The following is a 20311-nucleotide window of genomic DNA, read 5'->3' on the forward strand; positions in this document are numbered from 1 at the left end:
TCCTGGAGATTTATACCAGATAGTTTAAAAGTATTGCTGCTGGTCAAGGAGCTGCCTAATTCGGGGCAGCTGTTCAACTCCAGTAAGCGCCACCATTTTTCCCAAAGAATTAGAAGCCTCCGCTATCCTCGTAGTAGACCGCCAATTCCCCAGCGATCATTCCGCCCTACTTATAGAATTCAAATGGAACCCTCAGCCTACCAAGCCTTAGTTTAAATCACCACTAAATTACTTGAACTTAACTGTTCGATTAAATATTCTCCCACAAAAAGTTAGATGATTTACACTAAAAAACCGTACCTACGAAAATAACTCTTACTTCAATAATGATTTAAATTCTTCGAAGTTTTTGAAGTCACCACTCTCTTGCCAAGCGGCTCCGGCGTAATAAGTAAAAGTTTCACCTGAACGAATTTTGGTGGTGAGCAAATAATGATCATGGGCTTCAAGGGACTCAACTATATGATCAAGTACCTGAATGGCGGAATAGATTCTCTGTTTCTTGTCGGCGAGTTCACTATAGGCCCAGGCATTAACGAATTTCGCAAGTTCTTGTCCTTCATTATGCGATTGACGCAAACCTACTACTACAAGGATTTCTTCAGCTCCTTCGATCTCGAATCGACATTCAATTTTATTAAAATAAGAACCACGTTCAAGAGTAATAAGCTTGGTTTCTGTTATTTTTGCATTGCCAACTTGGAGCTCAGGAAAATCGAGTTCAAATACAATGCGTTTGGGCCCCTGCTCTAGGATACGGCTCTTAATCCAGTACTCAGTACAATAGAGCTGATCATTATGCAAAAACCCTAGGCCTCCAGCACCCAAGGTGCGACCAACTTTATAGAAATCTGCGCCCTCACCACGATCGGTGTGATAATCTTCGCCGGCATCATTGCGCACATACCAAAGATCAATAATGGGGTAATCCACTTTCTTCGTCCAGATATCAATCCCACTCAAAACGCCCCCTGCTTTACCACATTCGGGCCCATACATACGAAAGGCAATCTTATCGTTTTCCCAAGTAAAGTCATCTTGACGCTCAGGTGCATGACGCCCATAGCATAAAACACTATAATCAACATCTTTTGAGTTCTCACATCTATCAGAGCTCTGACAGCTCGCCAAAATTCCAGCCAACAATAATAACATCAATTTTTTCATTTCTTTCTCCTTAATATTTAAAATTCATCTTCGAAAAGAAAACTTTTTGAGAAAAGGCCCTGCCGGACGGGCAAAACATTCTCATCCGCCCCTATGGCAATAGTCTCGAGCTCATCTTCCAAAAAATTTTACACTTATACTTTTTACCCGAACTAACATAGGAAATGTGACATCACCCTTGCACAAAAATTCTTGAAGGGAGAGTTTGAGAGGGAAACTTCTTCTAAGAAGTTTCCCTCTCATAAATCCCATAAAATTTAGAACTTCATCCACTCGCGTAGGCGCATATTTTTTTGTTCATCGGTGAGGTAATCTGTTTTGCGAAATTCGGCTTCTTCATGGGTAGCAATCCACTGATTAAGAGCCGCGTTGAGTTCTTGAACTCGATCTTTTGCGGACTCCGCTAAATTGTTGCTCTCACTGGGATCGGCTGCTAAGTCAAAGAGCCAGAATTTAGGACCACTTGAATAATCTATACGAATCAATTTCTGATTCCCTCTACGCATAGCAAAAATCTCCTGACTCGCCCAGAATAAATCTCGCTCAGCAATCTTTTCGTCCTTTAATAGGGGACTTAGGATATCCTGACCATCAAGCTTTTCATTTTCTATTCCAGCTAAGCTCATAAGCGAGCTCCCTATATCGAGAGAAATGATGGGGCTTTCGTTTTTACCTGGCTTAATTTTATTCGGCCAGCTAATAATTGTCGGTACACGAAGGCCACCTTCCGAGAGTCCGCCCTTTCCACCACGAAGTATCCCATTCTTGCTAAAGTTGGAGTAAGCACCGCCATTATCATTCAAAAACCAAATGAGCGTCTTCTTTTCTAGACCTAAGTCTTTTAAGGAAGTTTGTAAACGTCCGATATTATCATCCATCGATTTTGTCATGGCCGCAAGAATTTGGCGATTGGGATCTTTGATTTTATCGAAGAACTTGAGGTCTTCTTGCTTCGCATGCATGGGAGTATGAACTGCAGAATATGCCAAATAAATAAAAAATGGCTTCTTACGATTTTGTTCAATATAGCTGATGGCATCATCGGTGAGTAAATCCGTCATATACATATCTTTAGGCTCATTGATGAACTTGCCATTACGCTCGAGCCTGTAGGCAGGCGTTTTCCTTTCCTCTGCCTCGAGTGGAAAAAAGGAACGATGCCCCGCCGCAAAGCCGAAGAAATAATCAAAGCCACGTTGATTTGGATGAAAGCGTCGTTCATGGCCCAAATGCCACTTGCCAAAGGCCGCGGTTTTGTAACCCGCTTCTTGCATATAATTAGCAATCGTTTTTTGCGAAGTTCGCAAGCCAAAAGAATGCGTATAATTATGTGGCAAGTTTAAGTGGAAGCCGAGTCTCTGTTGGTATTTTCCTGTGATCAGACCGGCACGACTTGGTGCACACATGCAGGCCGTCACATAGGCATTGGAAAATTGAACTCCGCCCTGAGCTAGTTGGTCAAGATTTGGAGTTTTAAATTCTTGGCTCCCCATAAATCCAAAATCAGCATAGCCCGCATCATCAGCCAAAATGACGATGACATTGGGTTTTTCTGCCTTTGCAAAAGGCGCAAAACCAAGTATCAAAACATAAAATAATTTTTTCATAAAGAATATCTTCGAGAGGGAAACTTCTTGAAAGAAGTTTTCCTCTCGAGCTCTCCTTTCAAAAACTTTTGGAAAACTAATCATTTCTATCTCCAATATAATTTCTCTTTAAGCTGAACGCTAAAATTTTTGAGGGTGGAGTTTGAGCTATTGCCATAGGGGCGGATAAATCTTTTTGCCCGTCCGGTAGGACTTTTAAAAGTTCCCTTCTCATAAAACCATCACCTACCTCGACAACCAGCCACCATCGACGGCAATAGTGTAGCCCTGGAGGTAGGATGCTGCTTCTGAAGCAAGAAAGACACAGGCACCCTGCAAGTCTTCGACTTTGCCCCAGCGACCCGCAGGAATACGCTCTAGAATCTGACGGTTACGATCGGGGTCAGCTTGTAGTGCTGCGGTATTATCCGTTGCCATATAACCAGGTGCGATGGCATTAACATTGATGTTCTTCTCTGCCAATTCATTCGCCATGAGGCGTGTAAGTCCCATGACGGCTGACTTTGAGGCTGTGTAAGAAGGAACGCGAATTCCACCTTGGAAGGATAACATCGAGGCTACGTTAATGATCTTGCCTCCCTCATCCTGTTTCACCATTTGAGCCGATACCGCTTGTGAAAGAAAGAAAAGTGTTTTTTGATTGACATTGATGACGTCATCCCAATCTTTTTCACTAAATTCAGCTATGGGAGCACGACGAATGATTCCGGCATTATTGACCAAAATATCTAAACGTCCAAGCTCATTCACAGTTCGATCTATAATCTCGGGAATACAGCTCTGATCTGTCAGGTCTGCTGTAATGATAATGGCTTTGCGCCCGAGAGCTTCAATTTTCTCCTTACTTTCTTGCATTGATCCACGTGCAACGAGTGCGACGTCAGCACCTGCTTCCGCTAAGCCTATGGCCATTGCTTGACCGAGCCCTTTCGAGGCTCCAGTTACGACGGCAACTTTACCATCTAATTTAAATTTATCTAAAATCATTTTATACCTACTTAAGCTCTTTAACTTCGATGTGATCCATATCAGTGAATTCTTGGTTTTCACCTCCCATGCCCCAGACAAAACTATAGGCACAGGTCCCCGCACCAGAATGCAGTGACCAACTAGGTGACACGACGGTTTCTTTATCTCGGGTAATGATGTGACGTGTTTCTTCTGCACTGCCCATCATATGAAAAACAGCTGAATCTTCATTGAGATTAAAGTAGGTATACACTTCTGAACGACGCTCATGAGTATGGGGCTTCATGGTGTTCCAAACCGAACCTGGCTCAAGTACCGTTACACCCATAACTAATTGACAGCTTTTTATTCCACCATTGGCGTGAATATACTGATAGATTGTGCGGTGATTAGAATCTTCGAGTGAGCCCATTTGTACGGGGTTTGCATCATTCTGTGTCGCCAAAGTCGTGGGATACTCTGTATGGGCGGGGTAACTCACCAAATGAAAGTAAGCTGGGTTTTTCGGATCCACACTTTCAAAGCTAACGTCTTTACTACCGCGACCAATATATAGACAATCAATATTATTCATTTCGTATTCTTTGCCATCGACTATCACTTTGCCTGGAGCACCTAAATTGATGACTCCGGCTTCGCGGCGCTGACAAAAATATTCAGCCGCGAGTTCTTTTCCCGCTTCCAATTTTAAGGGGGCTAACGTTGGCAAAAATCCGCCGACAACAGTTCGATCCACTTCACAATAGACGAGTTCTGATTGTCCCTCTTGAAACATATTATCTAATAAGAATGTGCTGCGCAATTCTTCTGTACACATGCGTTTATATTCGTTGATACCAACTGTATATCTCGATTTCATTTTCATTTCCTTTTTTATTTATAAAGCTTTCTCATTGAGGAGCGCTTTGCTCCTCTAATTTGTAGCAGGATGCCGAACATCCTGCACTCTCTCTTATTTTCCCAATAATTTATACACTTCACTTCCCGCTAGAAGGAAGGCGCCTACACCGTAGACTTCTGTATCACTTAACTTCACCGCTTTAGGATCTTTGCCTATGGCCTGAACCCAACCGACTTTACCATTTTCGTCAACGCTGCGCATGAGGGCATTAATAGATTTCTTAACTACTGGTCGATAAATCTGTTCATTTAAAATCCCATTATTGATACCCCAAGCCAAGGTATAACAAAAGAAACCCGTGCCAGAAGTCTCGCCACCCGGAAAAGAATCCGGATCTAGTAGACTTGCGCGCCAAAAACCATCAGCTTGTTGAAGTGAACTCACCTTTGCTGACATCTCTTTAAAAAGCTGAATATATTTTGGACGATCAGCATGGTCTTGCGGTAATACTTCAAGTACTCTGACGAGTCCGCCCATCACCCAACCATTGCCACGACTCCAAAATACTTTTTTGCCATTGGCTTCACGCTTGTCAAAATAAGCGGCATCACGATAGAACAACATTTCGCTTTGATCATATAAAAAACTATGAGCCTTCCACCACTTACGATTCATAAAGTCTAAATAAGCTTCATTTCCCGTGAGCTCATACATTTTTGCAAAAGCAGGCGGCCCCATGAATAATGAATCACACCACGACCATTCCCCACTCCAACAAACTGCTAAGTGATCGGTCATATCAACGTCTAAATTTTCATCCATCAATTGCTTAAAGGCTTTTGTTGAGTGTTTCAAATAGACTTGTTTATTATCAATTTTTGCGAGGTCCGCATAAACTTGTACAATAGTGTGATTATCCGCAAAAGTTGTGGTCTTTTTTCCCGCATGCTCCATGGCATCAAGAATTTTTGAATCTGCCGTTTTTTGAAATTTGGCGTACTCAGCCCTATACCAATCTAAATCGTGCTTTTCACCTGGGCTTTGGTCACCAAGAGTCCATTTCAGCCCCTGTCCTACCGATTTGAGTTGTTCATAGAGTCCTGGATTTTTCGAGATTTTATAGAGTTCCATGCTGCCCACAAACCAAGTCGCATTGGTCCAATCCCAATCACCACGGCTTCCGCCTTTAGTTTGCTGACGATTTTCCCACATCCAATCATGACTCTTTTGCATTGTGTCGATTAATTGCACACGCATTTCAGCAGGAGTCTTTTTTTCAATTTTCTCGCTTTGCGCACAAGAGAAAAATAAAAAAGCTAAAGAGCTTAAACATATCTGGGGTAAAGATTTCAACATAAACACCTCATTAATAAAATTGACCAAAGACTTTCGGAAGCCAAATGGAAATAATTGGAAGAAAAGTGATCACCAATAAAGAAATCACCATAGAAATAAAAAAGGGAATCATGGGACGAGTAACTTTGGATATACTCGTATTGCCCACACCACAGCCGACAAATAAACAGGTGCCAACTGGGGGAGTGCACAAGCCGATACTTAAATTAGCAATCATGATAATGCCAAAGTGAATGGGGATCCAGGTACTTGCGGGAACGCCTAATAATTCGGCGCCACCACTAATTTTAATAAAGACGGGCAATAAAATTGGTGTGAATATTAAGACCGCAGGAGTCATATCCATGAAGGTTCCCACCACGAGTAACAAGATATTTATGATGATAAATAATACCCAAGGACTATCGGATATTCCTAATAGCGCTCGGCTCACATTCTGGGGTATTTCTTGATAGGCCATGAGCCATGACATGCCCATGGATGCGCCAACCAGAAGCATCACCACCGCCGTGGTGATTCCCGAATCTCGTAGAATGGCAGGCATTTCACACAACTTAACTTCTTTGTACATAATCACTGCCTGGAAAAAGGCGTAGACTACGGCGATAGCAGCCGCTTCTGTAGCTGTGAAGAAACCGCTCAAAATTCCACCGAGGACAATAAAAATGAGCAATAAACTCATGAAAGCCTCACGAAAAGCCTTCCAAACCTGAGTCATTGTACAACGATCTCCACCCTTGTAGCCACGTTTTTTGGCAATCAGACCTGCTGTGATCATTAGGAAAAGTCCACAAATTATTCCGGGAATCACACCTGCCAAGAACATGGCACCCACTGAAACACCTCCGGAAACTAAGCAGTACACAATCATAATATTACTCGGCGGAATCATCATGCCCGTTGTCGCTGCCGTTGTGGTGATGGCAACAGAATAATCACGATCATAGCCCTTTTCTTCCATCGAAGGGATCATGAACCCACCAATGGATGATACCGCCGCAACCGCAGAACCTGATATAGCGCCGAAGAACATACAAGAGATGACATTGACATAAGCTAAACCACCTGGAAGTGCTCCTACCAAAGTCGCGGCAAAATTAATCAAACGGCGAGCAATGCCTCCGCGTCCCATGAGATTCCCCGCGAGGATAAAGAAAGGAATTGCGAGTAAGGCAAAGCTATTCACACCTGAGGCAATTCTAAAGGAGACAATGGTTTCAGCCGGTATTCCACCTAAATAAGTCAGAGTGGCAAAAGTTGCCAAAGCAATGGATACAGCTACGGGAACATTGCTAATTAATAAGACGGCAAAGCTTAGAACGAGAATGAGAATTGAGGTATCCACTACTTGAGCTCCTCTTTGTCGAAAATGATTTCGGCTATGCTCTCGAAGGCAACTAAACTAATAAACAGGCCCGATATTGGTAAGGCTAAATAAATGTAACCCATCGCGACTCCCATTGCCGAGGAAATTTGTTCGAAGCGAAAAGTCAGTGCCACTAATTTGCCACCGCCATAAAGCAGTAGGTACGCGCCAAAAAAGGCTATACATAATTGCGCAAAAACGGCAATGCCGATAGACGCTTTGCCTTTTAGCTTATTCGCAAAGTAATCGATGCCTAAATGGGCATTATTGGCAAAGGCTAAACTTCCTCCGAGCAAGGTCACCCACACTAAGAGAAACTGAGCTAGTTCAGAACAAATAGCGGTTCCACCTAAGTTTAAAGCTCGGGCTAAAATTTGATAAACCACGACAAAAACTAAGGAAGCCATCATGCAAATGAGTAAACATTCTAGGAGTCGCATCATTTGTTTCTTAACTTTTTTTAATTTATTCAGCATGGTTTGACTCCATAGCTTTGATTTCTTCTAAATACTGCAGAATCAAGGGGTTCTTCACTTGTTTTAATAAATCTACACAGCGAGCTGTAAAAGGGACTTTATCTGGATATAAAATCGCGACACCATGTTTTTGCACTTCTCTTAGTGCCTTGCTAGTTTCTTCTTCCCAGAGTTGTCTTTGTAATTTTCTCGATTCATCGGCAGCGAATTGAATGATCTCTTGCTCTTCATCTGTAAGTTTTTCCCAATTAACTTGACTCATGACCAACATGTCGGGTATGCGGGAATGCTCGTTTAAAGAATAATACTTACACACTTCATAGTGACGAGAAGTCACAAAGGATGGCGGATTATTTTCTCCACCCAAGACAACTCTTTGTTGCAGGGCTGAGTAAAGTTCACCATAGGGAATGGATTGTGCTTGCGCTCCTAGAGCATTTATGGCATCCTGACAATTGCGACTTCCCATAACGCGGATTTTCATCCCTTCTAAATCCGCTGGTTTTTCAATCATCTTGTCCAAAGTATAAAAACTTCTTGCTCCCGCATCGTAATATGTGATTCCACGTAGCCCTACTTTTTTTCCTTTTTGCAAAAGCTCTTTGCCGCTTTCACTCTCAAGAAACTCCCAGTAATGGGCACTATCTTTAAAAACATAAGGTAAAGTGAATATTCCAACTTCACTGACAAAATTTTCCATCGCAGCTGCCGAAACTTTGGTCATATCAATTCCGCCTAATTGCACCAAGGCTACTGTATCAGACTCTTTACCCAATTGACCACCAGCAAAAATCTTTAAGTCCATCTTACCTTGTGATTTCTCTGCAATGATTTTTGACATGTGCAGCATTGCGGTATGAACCACATGATTCTCTGGTAAGGTATGCGCCAATCGCAAAACCTTAGTTGAACTCTCTGACGGCTGGCAACTCATTAAGAGCCAACTTAAAATCATGATTTTTATGTAGTTCATTTAATACCCTGTTTTCTTATCACTATTGAAAACTTTCTATTGATCCCGCCTACTCTAAACTTCGCTCATTATACAAGCAAATTTACTCAACAGTGTTTTCAGTTTTTCTTATTCAAATATAAAAATGCCATCGTTGGCATTTTTATATTATACCGATAGAGTTACAGAAAGTCAAGCACTGAACAAAATAATTTTTATCGTCGAAAGTTTATGGTAGAAATAAGTTTCAGAACTAAGCTTTAATTTAGCCCCGATAAGGATGCCCTTAATGAAGACCAAAAAACACCTAAAAGCTGGTAGTCGAACTTACTTATTTTGCTTAGCTCTACTCTGTACGATGGCATGGGGGTCTGCCTTTCCTACAATTCGTTTAGCACGTTTAGAACTCCCTTCGACTTCTCTGAGTCATTTATGGGCGTTTGCTGGCTTACGCTTTTCTCTAGCAGGTTTAATTATTCTTTTCATTTTTCAAAAGAAGATTCAATTCGCAAAATTCCGTGCTCATTTCCCTTTGATGTTGGGAGGCATTATTTTTCAAATTGCACTTCATTACGCCCTCTTCTATGCAAGTTTTCGTCATGCTCCAGCTTATTTAATTGCCATTGCTGCAAGCACTGGCACGCTTTGGTGGACAATTCTAGCCCCCCTTGTGGACAAAAAAGAAAAGTTATACGCCATCCAAATTCTCCTCTTAATTTTCGGTATTATGGGAGTCGCATTAGCGACTTACAAAAATGAATTCACCTTACAATCACTAATTGATGGAGAATTGTCGGGACTCGTGCTCACGAGCCTCGCCACCCTGAGTAGCACTATCGGCCTGCTGATTATTCGACCTCTAAAAGATCGCGGTATTAATCCCAGCTTTTATAATGGTAGCTCACTCTTTTTTGGTGGTCTGATTCTTTGCTTGATAAGTTTACCCGCACTCTGTGAGATCATACTTGAAATGAATACCAAACTTTTGACCCTAATATTTTACCTAGCCTTAGTTTCTGCTTTTGGTTTTAATATATGGTTTCATTTAATCACCATCTACCAAGTATCTCGCCTCGCATCTTACCGACTTTTAATCACTTTTTTCGGAGTTACTGAATCACTTTTACTCATCCCCGATGAACAGCCAGGTCCCTACCTAATTCCTGGTGGGCTCATTATTTTCACAGTTATTTTTCTAATGGAGAAAAAATTCTTCATCCCCAATAAGTAATCAACATAATCTAGTTATTGCGCGCAATGCTTTCGGATATTAATTACAGTGCGACTTAATAAGCATAAATCTGTTCTTGTTACTTACTAAAGGGATTTTTGTCAGTTCATATAGGCGGAATTTTTGCACATCGACTTTAGCACCCGCCATCAGTCTTAGTCCCACATAGCCCGCCTGTAGAGCTTCTTTATCTGTGTAGTCCATCTGCAATTCATCATTGAGGTAATACTGGAAATGATCCCCCCATTTGAACAAACGGTATTTCATAACTTTTCCAGAGTGAAGTGAGGCTATATCCTCTTCGCTTTTCAGTAAATTCCCACCAGGATTGAGACGTAAATTCGCACTTCCACGGTGAGGGGTATAAGTAGAAATATGATAAGATTGATTATCACCTCGAACATATTGACTAAAAATGCCATTGCGCGGCATGAGGTCTTGACTAAACAAATCTTTTCCATTCCGCCCATCTGCTGAAAAAAACAAGATAAATAAACCCATCGGAGAATGATGCTTGAGGTCGAATTCGATCAGGTAATTATCGGAACTTTTACATTTATTCCACAGCACGATATGACCACCTCTAAATTTACCCTTTTCATAATATTCTTTGACTCCTAAACCAAAATGACTTTGTGCCACTTGCTCCAAAGAATGAAAATAGGCTTGCATATTTTCTGGAATCCATTCAAAGTCACCAGCCTCATAAGCTCGGATAAAATCATCTGCCAATACTGAATGCAAACTCAATTTACCATGAGTACTTTTTACGTGGCCAGGGCCTTCTAGTATCCATTTACTTTCCCACTCACGATCGTAAAAATCATCTTTACTCAATAGCTTTAAGTCCAAAAAATCGACCGAAGACTTTTTCCAATTTTCTTGATCAATCAATAGAGGAATAATTTCTTCTGAAGACAATTCATTGCTCACAGCTGGGACTGGGTTCGTTTCATAATTTGAACTAACACAACTGACAAATATAAACATGCACAAGAGAATGATCTGAAGAAGGAATTTCATTTTGTCTTTTTGAAGTGGGGGTTGTGGTGCATTTTGCTGATGGCTTTGGCGGGGTTTTGCGGTATTCGCAAAGCAAGCTTTTTACGGATGCTTAGGCTCTCTGGATTCAGTGCTAAGTTTTTGAGTTCCCTGGAATCTTTATATAAATCGTAGAGTTCTTCACTGCCATCGTGGTAACGGTAATAACGCCAGCGACCAGAACTCACAGCAAAGTCACGAGGGCTCAAGCAAGTCAAGACATAATTATTCTCAGTGTACTGTGGATCAGAAAGATGAGCGCTAAAACTCTTGCCTTCATTTGCGGAGTTAGCAGGTAAATCACAGTAGTCAACTAGGGTGGGATAAACATCGATGAGTCCCACATCTAGCTTGGATTGCATATTACGCTTTACACCAGCTCCGGCAATAATGAGCGGGACTCGCGCCGAACGTTCCCAAAGGCTCATTTTGGCTATACGGTTTTTCTCTCCCAAATGATAACCGTGATCACTGGCTAGAAGCACAATTGTATTATCTTTATGAGGACTCGCTTCTAATGCATCGAGAACTTGGCCAATGCAGTCATCCACAAAAGCCGAACAAGCTAAATACGATTGTAGCATGGGTCTGAGCTGATTATTTTTCAAAGCCCATTCATATGTGGGATAAGCCGGCACATCGTGAACTTTTTTAGCGGCTTGAGGAACATCTTTGAGCTCAGCCTGAGAAAATTTCGGTGGAATGATTTTATCTAATTCAAATTTATCGAACCATTTTTTGGAAACATGCCAAGGAACATGAGGCTTCACAAAACCCACAGCCATAAAGAATGGTTTATCATACCCTTTGCTCAAACGTTCAACTGCCCAGCGCGCCGCTCGGGTATCAGGTTGATCTTCATCTGTGAGGTAAGGTCCCCAATCCGTTAAAGTCCCCTTACCTTTCTCTCCTGACTCAGGCCATATCATACGGTATTTGGGAGCTGGCCCAAAACACGTCGAGCCATTACCAGGCATACCACCGTATTCCTGAAAAGCACCCTTTGCTGCCCCACGGTGAAATATTTTCCCCACTCCCATGGTGAGGTAGCCCTGATCAGAAAAGTATTCAGGAAGAAATTTTAATTTAGGCTTCCCAATATCACTTTTAATATCATCGTCCTTAATATGACCATAAATGCCTGTTGTAGTTGGATAAAGTCCAGTCATCATAGAAGCTCGAGAGGGACCACAAAGTGGAGCTTGGCACCAGGCATTGGTAAACGTCATGCCCTGCTCCTTCAAGCGATCAAGATTGGGCATCACTTTTGCGGGTTCAGCATAATAACGCTCGACCCCCTCTGCTAGGTCATCCACCATGATCAGCAAAACATTTGGCTTTTCTGCGCGTAGATCAAGCAGTAAAAACACCAGTAATAGAAAACACCTCATATCACACCTTATTAAATTTATCAAAAAGCTAGATAATTAGATCTTATAATTCAATTAATTGCAAGTCTATATTTTCAGCATGCTGACAGGATATAATGAGTTCACTACCATTAACAATTCTTAACTTACTAGAGTTTATTTTGAGTTTATATGACTTATTTAACTTTATTCTCAATTCATTAGCTACACTCTCATTAGCACCCCATTTTCGGGAATAAATACTCACTTCTTTTTGAAGGCCACTTTCATACTGACTTTCATCTCGCCCTTCATACAAGTGAAGGTCGGGATCACAGATAGTCAGATTAAGAATTTCACCTTCTTTTTTAGCCATAAACATACATGGAGAACTAACTGATGTGATAAAGCTAGAATTAATCGTTTGAGGTATTGTGGAAATCGCAAAAGCCTCCGTTTCATGAGCTAGAACCCCATGAACTTCAGAATCTTTTTGAAGAACTTCATAAGGAAATTTTTTATCCTTGTCCTGAATCTTAAAAGCGTATTCATAGCTAGCATCTTTAGGCGCTTTACCATGATCAATCCAAGCTTTTGTAAAGGTCCCGTCTTCAAGTACATCCGTTTTCTGATTTGGACTAAGCTGTTTCCCAGAACTCTGCTTGAGTTCCCCTTCTACAACTTTCCAGAGGTTGCCCTTTCCATCATCAAAAACATTAGAGTCTGTGTTTAAATCCCTCTGTCCTTGATGCTGAAACAATGTTGTCACAGTGGGGTTTTTATCATCAATCGATGAAATTCCATCACCTAAACAAATCACCATATCATCAAACATGAAATAGGATTTAAAGGCTCGGAGGTCTTTGCCGTACTTTGGGTGGGAATGCAATTTCATAGAATACATACCGTTATTTTCAAAACTTAAGCTTCCCGCAAAAGTTTCATCACTGATTAGCAGTTCTTCATAGCCACTGAATTCATCGACTTGTAAAACATTCGCTCTGAGTTCTTCATAAGGAATGACCACCGAAGTCGTCCCAGGAAGGTAATTCCAGTTCCATCCTGCCATATTCAATCTTTCACTGAGGTTCATAATTTGATAATGACCATTGGAAAGATAGCGGCCATAATGATTGGCGCCTTTATAAATTTCCGCACCCCAGAGGTAGCGACTAAAACCTTTTACACTAAACATCCAATCACCACGACGATGGATGCCAAAGGACGCGTAATTCATTGACCAGTTACCCTCGGGCGCTGATTCCGCTTCTATTCCCTTAGCCATTAATTCCAGAGACTGACTGGCAAATTTACGATCATTTTTAACTAAGCGTAAAAAAGTGGCTGCCATTTTAGGGTCAACTTCCTTTTTACCACCTGGGCTTCCTGACTTCGCCATCCAATAATAAGTCTGCGGATCAAGCCCCCCATTTCCCAGTGGATGACGACCAGATACCGAAAGTGGCCATTCTCGCAAGTTGCAGTAATTTCGCATCATGTAAAGGCATTTATTGACGGCACGATGATTTTCTTCAGCCAAACGCAATGAACCACCACTCAAGAGGTAAATGACAGGGCTAATGCCGCGTAGCGCATCCTTACCGTAAGCTGGGTAATGATTGCGGTGATGGTAAAGTGAACCATCAGCTTTTAGAGGAGCTTTTAACCCTGGCGCTACATTGAGACCACGATTGAGCCAAAACTGAAAAGCTTTGATATTTTGAGCTTCATTGCCATCAGCCATTAGTGCTGTGGCCAACATCCCCATAGACGTTGTATTTAGAATATCAATATTTGCGAATCCCGCAGTTTCGAAAGGCTCATAAACTTTACCAAAACCACTAAACCAGTACATATCTTTATATGCCTGCTCCAGTAAACCCGCTTTTTTTAATTCTGCTTTCATCAACACTAATGATGGGTAGTAATTCCTTAAAGCATAACCGAGGTGATGAATCGTTCCTAAACCACTTCCATAGGCCCAGCCATATTTATGTATATTCTGATACGTTTTTATAAACATGTCTGCTAGCTTAGATTTCCTATCGCCTGAAGCGCTATCATAGGCTCGCGCTAACTGCAGCATAAAAGCCGTATACCTTTTAACGTCGATTTGATCATCCAGGAATTTTTTAGTTTTTACACCATTATAAACGGCTCCGTGACCATTTAAGAGCACAGTTTTACCGCGCCCACTCGTATAGTATTCGAACTGCTTTTTAATTTTGTTGAAGGCACTATCACTGAGCGTGAACTTTTTTTGATGTATCACTTGAAAGCGAGACTCGACTTTTTGAGCCGCAATTTTGTCCTCTGAGCTCAATTGGTATTGATGCTTCTTTTGTGATGCAAAATAATCCAGTGCCATCCAATGCTTATTAGCATTGACGACGACTGCTTTATTGACAAAAGGAACCTGACGATCTGGGATCTGATGGCGTGGATCCACTTGACTCGATGCAATGAAATGATCGATAAATAAAGTTCCTGACTCTAGCTTTTGCGGAGCCCGCAAAATAATTTGATCCATGCCTTTAACTGGCTTAGCCTGCATGTCGCGTTCAAAACTCACCCAGCAAGTTCTCCAACCCGTAAAGTTTAAATTGAACTCAAAATAACAATGCTCTTTGCCAGCTTTTAAAAAGCTAAATCTCAGTGAATCATTGATCGCCTGCTCATTGTAAATCCAGCAGGAAAATGTCGAAAGAGCTTTGTTAACTGTATTCTCTTGCTGAGGTAAATAGTTAACATCAGTATCGACTTTTATAAGATCACCCGCCAGCCATTGCCACTTAAGTGATTTATCCCCTTCATAGGCTCTTTCTGAACTGGTTTCAAACTGGCCTCGCCAGTTTGAAGCATCCTCGTTCGCTTCAAAGGAAACAAAGTTTTTAGCTTGAACTGAGCATACAAAAGCAGTTAAAATAAAAAATATTTTTTTCATCTTAAATATTTTGCTCGTGTCCGTGAATTTTATTAATAATATCGATGTATTGCTGATATGTAGCCTGTTTATCAGCAGGAAGGTTCTGGAGAACAAGCATCTGATATTCATTTCGAGATTGAATTAAATTCTTTCTCTCTTTAGCTACATCGGGAAGACCGTGGGACATGGTGTAGAGCTGATAGATCATATGATTAAGTTCCTGATAATAAGCCTTTTTAGCTTTATCATCAGATCTATTTTTAGTGAATTTCGTTCTGAAATCTACGTACTTATCGTGAATTTTCTCAAATTCAGAACTGAATTTTTTCATGACCTTTTCTAGTTCTACACGATCGTAATAAAGCTCTCCTTGTGCTTCCCTCACAAATGAACTTTGATCGGCAGCAATTTTTTCCAGAGACTTAGCTTTACCGTAGGCTAGTTTATAAGCTTCGGTTTCTTCTGCCTGAACAAAGACAGAGAGAATCAATAAACATAAAAATGTTCTCATTTTATTTTCCTTCTTATTGGATTGATTTTAGTAAGAGATCCGCGATTCTGAATATACGGAATTGAAGCCAAGTACGGCTTTGATATAGGTCCCTCCCAAAGCTTCGGCATGACCATCAAAAAAAAGAATATTTGCTTTACCTTGATGGATGAGGTGGGGTTGACTATAAAGGTTTGTCTGACTGGGGTGCATGCGAAAAATGGAGTCATCATCACTGCTATAATAAGCATCCGCTATTAACCAATCTGATGAATCATATTCTCCCATATTGATTAAGTAAGGATCGGCATTGCTATAGCGCCCACCATAACTATTCCAAGCATTCCATACATTGCCAAAATCTATTTCGTCGAGTTCAAGACAACGTAAAACTTCATTATTGACATAGCCCTCATCAATTAAATTTTTACCCCAGGTTTTAATGCCGTTATTTAAATCTGAAGTATTGCTCGCATAAATATAACCATTTTTATCTTCGGAGGAAGTGTAAAAAGCTGCGGCGACTTGTTTCTGCTGATTCAAGCAGACTGCCTGACGACTCTTGGCGCGAGCTTTACCTAAAGTAGGCAAAAGCATACTCGCCAGAATGCCAATAATGGCAATCACCACGAGGAGTTCTATAAGTGTAAATTTATTCTTCATTATCAAGCCTTTGACTAATCTATGATCTTCTCTAAGCATTTCAAAATTTTAAAATAGTCATTTAAAAAGATTCTCCAGATTCACTAAATACCGAACTATAGTTGAACTGAGACTTCAAGTAGGCACTAGAGAGCCCTTCCACATGTCCATCAAAAAACAGAAAGTTTGCTTTACCACTATGCATTAAATGTGGCCAAGCATAACCAGTACTCGTCCCATTTGTCATACGGAACATAGCATCCGCTGAACTAGCTTGGTAGGAATCACCCAAAAGCCAATCGTCTGAAGTATAATCCGATATCTTCATGAGGTAGGGAGCTGTATGTAAGTAACGTGCACCATAAGAATTCCAAGCATTATCAGAAAGTTCACCTTCAGTTTTAGGACAGCGAAAAATTGGCGCTGAAGCATAATCATTATTGATCAAATAATACCCATAAGTACTGCGAGTTGGTAATGCTGAAGAACTCGAAACATAAATGTGCCCATCTTCATCATCACTCGATGTATAAAATGCTACAGATATCTGCTTTTGATTATTTGCGCATACGCTCTGACGACTCTTATCTCTAGCCTGCCCCAAGGCCGGCAATAGTAAACTCCCTAAAATCCCAATAATGGCAATCACCACGAGGAGCTCGATCAAATTAAATTGCTTTTTCATTTTCATCACCTTATCATCTTTTTGCCAACGTTGGCATTTTTTATATTTAACTACCATTTCAATTGAAAGTCAAGAGCTTAGATGGATTTTTTAGAGTTTAAATTTCTATAAAGTCAATTTTTTTCAAAAAACTCACGGATGCATTAATCATTTAGTCAAAATGAAGCTCTGAGTCAAACCAGAATTAACTTTAATAATGATGCTACTACAATCATTATCATAGCTTATACTTAAGTTTTCATCCGCTTCTTTGAGCTTCCATTCCCCCTTTAAGCTCAGTCTTATTTCGGAACCCAAACTATGACCAAAGAGCCTTTTACCTGACTCATTCTTAGCATCATTAACATCGGGGTCCGCCACAGAAAGTATTATCCCTGAATCCACCTTTTGTAAACTCATTAAGCAGGCTTGGCTAACTTCTTTAAGTATCGAACCTTCAAATTTTGTTTTCTCAAAAACAGCCAAAGCCAGTGTATTTAAGGTCTGCTCATAAACGACATGAGCTTTATGGTCGCGTTGAATTATTTTTATCGGAGCTAAATTGACTTCTCCTCCAGGCCAGATTTCATAGGCATAGCTACCCGAACTAGGAGCCTTGCCATGTTTAATCACTGCCGAATCAAAAAGCCCTTCACCAAATGCTTGCTGCCCTTTGCGCTTGGAGTGCATGTCACCGCGCCTTATTGAGTATTTATTATTTGGACTCCTCTGAAGTGCACGACGCAGGTTCACTTTGGCATTTTCTAAAAATACATAAGAATTGCCCTGCCCATCTCTAAGACTATCGCCTTTTTCTACTTCAAAAACACTATTTCTTATTTCTGAACTCATTGTACTTTCGGTGCTCAACACTGGACGCATTTCTTGTAGTTTGGCATGCTGAAAGAGGACGGTTGAAGTTCCATAGTTTTCTTCTCGACTTTTTATATCACTACCTAAACAAATCAGGCGATCTCCTAAGGCAAAAACCGATTTTCTTGCTTTCAAACGCCCTTCAAGTCCTAGGCTATTTAAGTACATGGCAAAAACTCCGTGATTGGCGAAATTCAAAGATCCCGCATAAGTCGTACTCGATGTGAACATCAAGGTGCTATCGCGCTTGGGTTCCAGTAATTCTGCGGGGTACTCAATAACTGTCGCGCCAGGTACTCGACTCCAATCCCAGCCTGCTTCCAGATAGCCGTCAGCCTTATTGCCCTGCTTCATAATTTGTACGGATCCATTGGATTGATAACGTCCATAACGATTATCTTTAGTATAAATTTCTGAGGACCAAACATTTTTACTGTAGCCCTTTACCGATGCCATCCAGCCGAGACGACGATGAACCATGTAATCGGCATAGGGAAAGGCCCAATTCCCATTTAAATCTTCCGCTTCTATGGCTTTATCTATAAAAACTTGGGCAATGTTCGTATCTTTTGGTAATCCCCAAAGACGCATATAGGCTGAGGCTACTTCACGATCAAGGCTTTCACTACCATCAGGCGAACCCGCTAACGCCAAATTTAAAAAGCTACTTTTCAAACTTTTTATATTGCCATCTAAAGGATGGCGCCCGCTAATGCCAATCCCCCAATCAAATTTTTGTGAATAAATACGCGATGCTAATAAAGCGCGCCTAAAATTCGCATGCCCTGGGCCCCAGACTTTGTATGAAGTTCCTTTAAGAACTTGAAATAAATTGCCCACACTAGCGAAGGCACCAATTCCATAGGCTGGATAATGTCCCCAATGATGCCAGGCCGTACCATCAATTTTAAAGACACCGCGCTCGTCAGTGTAAGACAAAGTTTTTCCAAGGTGATAACTAAAGGCTTTTAGTCCTTGACATGCTCGATCTTGATCTGGACACATGCTCACTGTCATCAAGCGATAAATCGCCATCGTATTTAAATAATCAATATTAGCTCGAAAATCATCTTCATCACTAAAAATCTCACCCACATTCAAAAACCAACTTAGGTCAGCGTAGACTTCTTCTAAAAGTACTGCCTCCCTCACTAAGTCCCTCGCTAAAAAACAGGCGAGAACATAATTGCGGATTTGATAACCTAGGTGGTGCAATGTTCCTTGAGAACTCCCCATTTGGTAACCCTGATCACGCGTGTAACGCAAGCCGGCTAAAAATAATTCTCCCAAGGCAAACTTTTCATCTGCTTCTGCACGTTTCCACGCCTTTATAAGCTCGAGCTGATACTTCCAAAAATCATCAAAATTGACATAAGCTAAATCGCTCATTTTGGCAAGCTCATAATGCATAACATTCATTTGTACAGTGAGTTTAAGCGGAGGGCCTTGAACGCTACCATTATTAAAAGTTAAACCGAAATCATGAAGTGAACTGATAAAGCTCTCGTAAGAACGGCTGTTCGTAGCTGAAAAAATTTCCTCAAGGTTCTTTTGTACTCTTGTTAAATCGGCTATTTCTTGTGATGACGCCTCTACTTTTTTAATTTCCTTCATTTTTTCCAGTAGTCCTAAATGGGGCATCCAATGGTCGTGATTTTGGTGCTGACTAGCTTTTACAAAAGGCGTTTGCAAAGAAGGGTACTGATGGCGATCATCGGCGAATTGAGAAAAGATAATGTCGTCCACATAAATTTGTCCGGATTGTTCACCTTGCGCTGAAATTATACATGATTCAATCTCAAAGGCTTGGCGTTGCTTCTTGGGCCCTCCACTCATATCATAAAAAGGTACCCATACTGTTCGCCAACCCGAAAAATTTAGCTGTAAGTCAAAATGAGCTTCCTGACCCTCTGGACCTATAAAACTAAATCGTAGTGAATTATCTTGTACTTTGGGACTATAAAAGCTAGCAATAAAAGTGGGGCTCAGTGCCGACCCCTGCCCCACGAATTTACTTTCTTTTAGATTGAGCGCACGCAGACGTTTGGCTTTAATTTGAGCCCCGTTTTGCCAAGTCCACAAAAGTGATTGCTTCCCCAAATGGGCATGGTTAGTGCTTGCCGTAATCTGAGAATTTTTTGTTTCAAAATGAAATAGATCATCTTCTTGTTCAAAAGAAAAAACGGTGCGTTTACTTTGAGCTTTGTCCCATGCAAGATATTGCTCTGACTGATAATCTGGCTTGTAAGAATCCACTTCTTTCGGAGCCGCCGTTTTGGTCTTTTCTGTACGACAGGAAGGCAAAAGCCAGAGACTAAGAATAATAAAAATAAATTGGTAGGGGCGCATATTTTCTCCTTG

At 41.1% G+C, this 20311-nt stretch carries 16 protein-coding genes; 1 reads left to right on the top strand and 15 read right to left on the bottom strand.

What is annotated here, in order from left to right; genetic code table 11:
- Positions 1-315: 315 nt before the first annotated feature.
- From PQO01_RS21020 to PQO01_RS21055, 8 genes are all read right to left on the bottom strand, one after another.
- The gene (locus PQO01_RS21020; protein WP_274316194.1) at positions 316-1167 is read right to left on the bottom strand and encodes a DUF4861 family protein; all 852 of its coding nucleotides are present in this window, start codon (positions 1165-1167) and stop codon (positions 316-318) included.
- Positions 1168-1424: 257 nt separating this feature from the next.
- Positions 1425-2774, bottom strand: a complete 1350-nt coding sequence (locus PQO01_RS21025; RefSeq protein ID WP_274316195.1) for a sulfatase-like hydrolase/transferase — start codon at positions 2772-2774, stop codon at positions 1425-1427.
- Positions 2775-2999: 225 nt separating this feature from the next.
- Entirely contained in the window at positions 3000-3761 is a 762-nt protein-coding gene (gene kduD, locus PQO01_RS21030; RefSeq protein ID WP_274316196.1) for a 2-dehydro-3-deoxy-D-gluconate 5-dehydrogenase KduD, read from the bottom strand.
- Between the two features lie 7 nt (positions 3762-3768).
- On the bottom strand, positions 3769-4602 hold the full coding sequence (gene kduI, locus PQO01_RS21035) for a 5-dehydro-4-deoxy-D-glucuronate isomerase (RefSeq protein ID WP_274316197.1): 834 nt from the start codon (positions 4600-4602) through the stop codon (positions 3769-3771).
- 93 nt (positions 4603-4695) lie between these two features.
- Positions 4696-5940, bottom strand: coding sequence for a glycoside hydrolase family 88/105 protein (locus PQO01_RS21040; RefSeq protein ID WP_274316198.1), 1245 nt, complete (start codon positions 5938-5940; stop codon positions 4696-4698).
- 10 nt (positions 5941-5950) lie between these two features.
- On the bottom strand, positions 5951-7285 hold the full coding sequence (locus PQO01_RS21045) for a TRAP transporter large permease (RefSeq protein ID WP_274316199.1): 1335 nt from the start codon (positions 7283-7285) through the stop codon (positions 5951-5953).
- Complete coding sequence (locus PQO01_RS21050) at positions 7285-7782, bottom strand: TRAP transporter small permease (RefSeq protein ID WP_274316200.1); 498 nt, start codon at positions 7780-7782, stop codon at positions 7285-7287. Before PQO01_RS21050 ends, PQO01_RS21045 begins: the two co-directional genes overlap by 1 nt.
- On the bottom strand, positions 7772-8755 hold the full coding sequence (locus PQO01_RS21055; RefSeq protein ID WP_274316201.1) for a TRAP transporter substrate-binding protein: 984 nt from the start codon (positions 8753-8755) through the stop codon (positions 7772-7774). The genes PQO01_RS21050 and PQO01_RS21055 overlap by 11 nt, the downstream gene beginning before the upstream one ends.
- Before the next feature lie 268 nt (positions 8756-9023).
- Between PQO01_RS21055 and PQO01_RS21060 the strand changes: the two genes are divergently transcribed.
- Positions 9024-9965 (top strand): DMT family transporter, encoded by a 942-nt coding sequence (locus PQO01_RS21060; protein WP_274316202.1) that lies wholly within the window; start codon positions 9024-9026, stop codon positions 9963-9965.
- 39 nt (positions 9966-10004) lie between these two features.
- Here the strand turns inward: PQO01_RS21060 and PQO01_RS21065 are convergent, their stop codons facing one another.
- From PQO01_RS21065 to PQO01_RS21095, 7 genes are all read right to left on the bottom strand, one after another.
- Positions 10005-10988 carry a DUF1961 family protein gene (locus PQO01_RS21065; RefSeq protein WP_274316203.1) on the bottom strand — a complete coding sequence of 328 codons (984 nt, stop codon included), beginning with the start codon at positions 10986-10988 and terminating at the stop codon, positions 10005-10007.
- Positions 10985-12397: a sulfatase gene (locus tag PQO01_RS21070; RefSeq protein WP_274316204.1), complete on the bottom strand. Its 1413-nt coding sequence runs from the start codon at positions 12395-12397 to the stop codon at positions 10985-10987. Before PQO01_RS21070 ends, PQO01_RS21065 begins: the two co-directional genes overlap by 4 nt.
- Before the next feature lie 43 nt (positions 12398-12440).
- Positions 12441-15299, bottom strand: coding sequence for a chondroitinase family polysaccharide lyase (locus PQO01_RS21075; RefSeq protein WP_274316205.1), 2859 nt, complete (start codon positions 15297-15299; stop codon positions 12441-12443).
- Position 15300: 1 nt separating this feature from the next.
- A complete protein-coding gene (locus tag PQO01_RS21080; protein WP_274316206.1) occupies positions 15301-15792 on the bottom strand; it encodes a hypothetical protein in 492 nt (163 codons plus the stop codon).
- 27 nt (positions 15793-15819) lie between these two features.
- The gene (locus tag PQO01_RS21085; protein ID WP_274316207.1) at positions 15820-16434 is read right to left on the bottom strand and encodes a prepilin-type N-terminal cleavage/methylation domain-containing protein; all 615 of its coding nucleotides are present in this window, start codon (positions 16432-16434) and stop codon (positions 15820-15822) included.
- 61 nt (positions 16435-16495) lie between these two features.
- Entirely contained in the window at positions 16496-17098 is a 603-nt protein-coding gene (locus PQO01_RS21090) for a prepilin-type N-terminal cleavage/methylation domain-containing protein (protein WP_274316208.1), read from the bottom strand.
- Between the two features lie 147 nt (positions 17099-17245).
- Complete coding sequence (locus PQO01_RS21095; RefSeq protein WP_274316209.1) at positions 17246-20299, bottom strand: chondroitinase family polysaccharide lyase; 3054 nt, start codon at positions 20297-20299, stop codon at positions 17246-17248.
- Between the last annotated feature and the right edge of the window lie 12 nt (positions 20300-20311).

This window comes from Lentisphaera marina (genome assembly GCF_028745505.1).
GTDB classification, from domain to species: domain Bacteria; phylum Verrucomicrobiota; class Lentisphaeria; order Lentisphaerales; family Lentisphaeraceae; genus Lentisphaera; species Lentisphaera marina.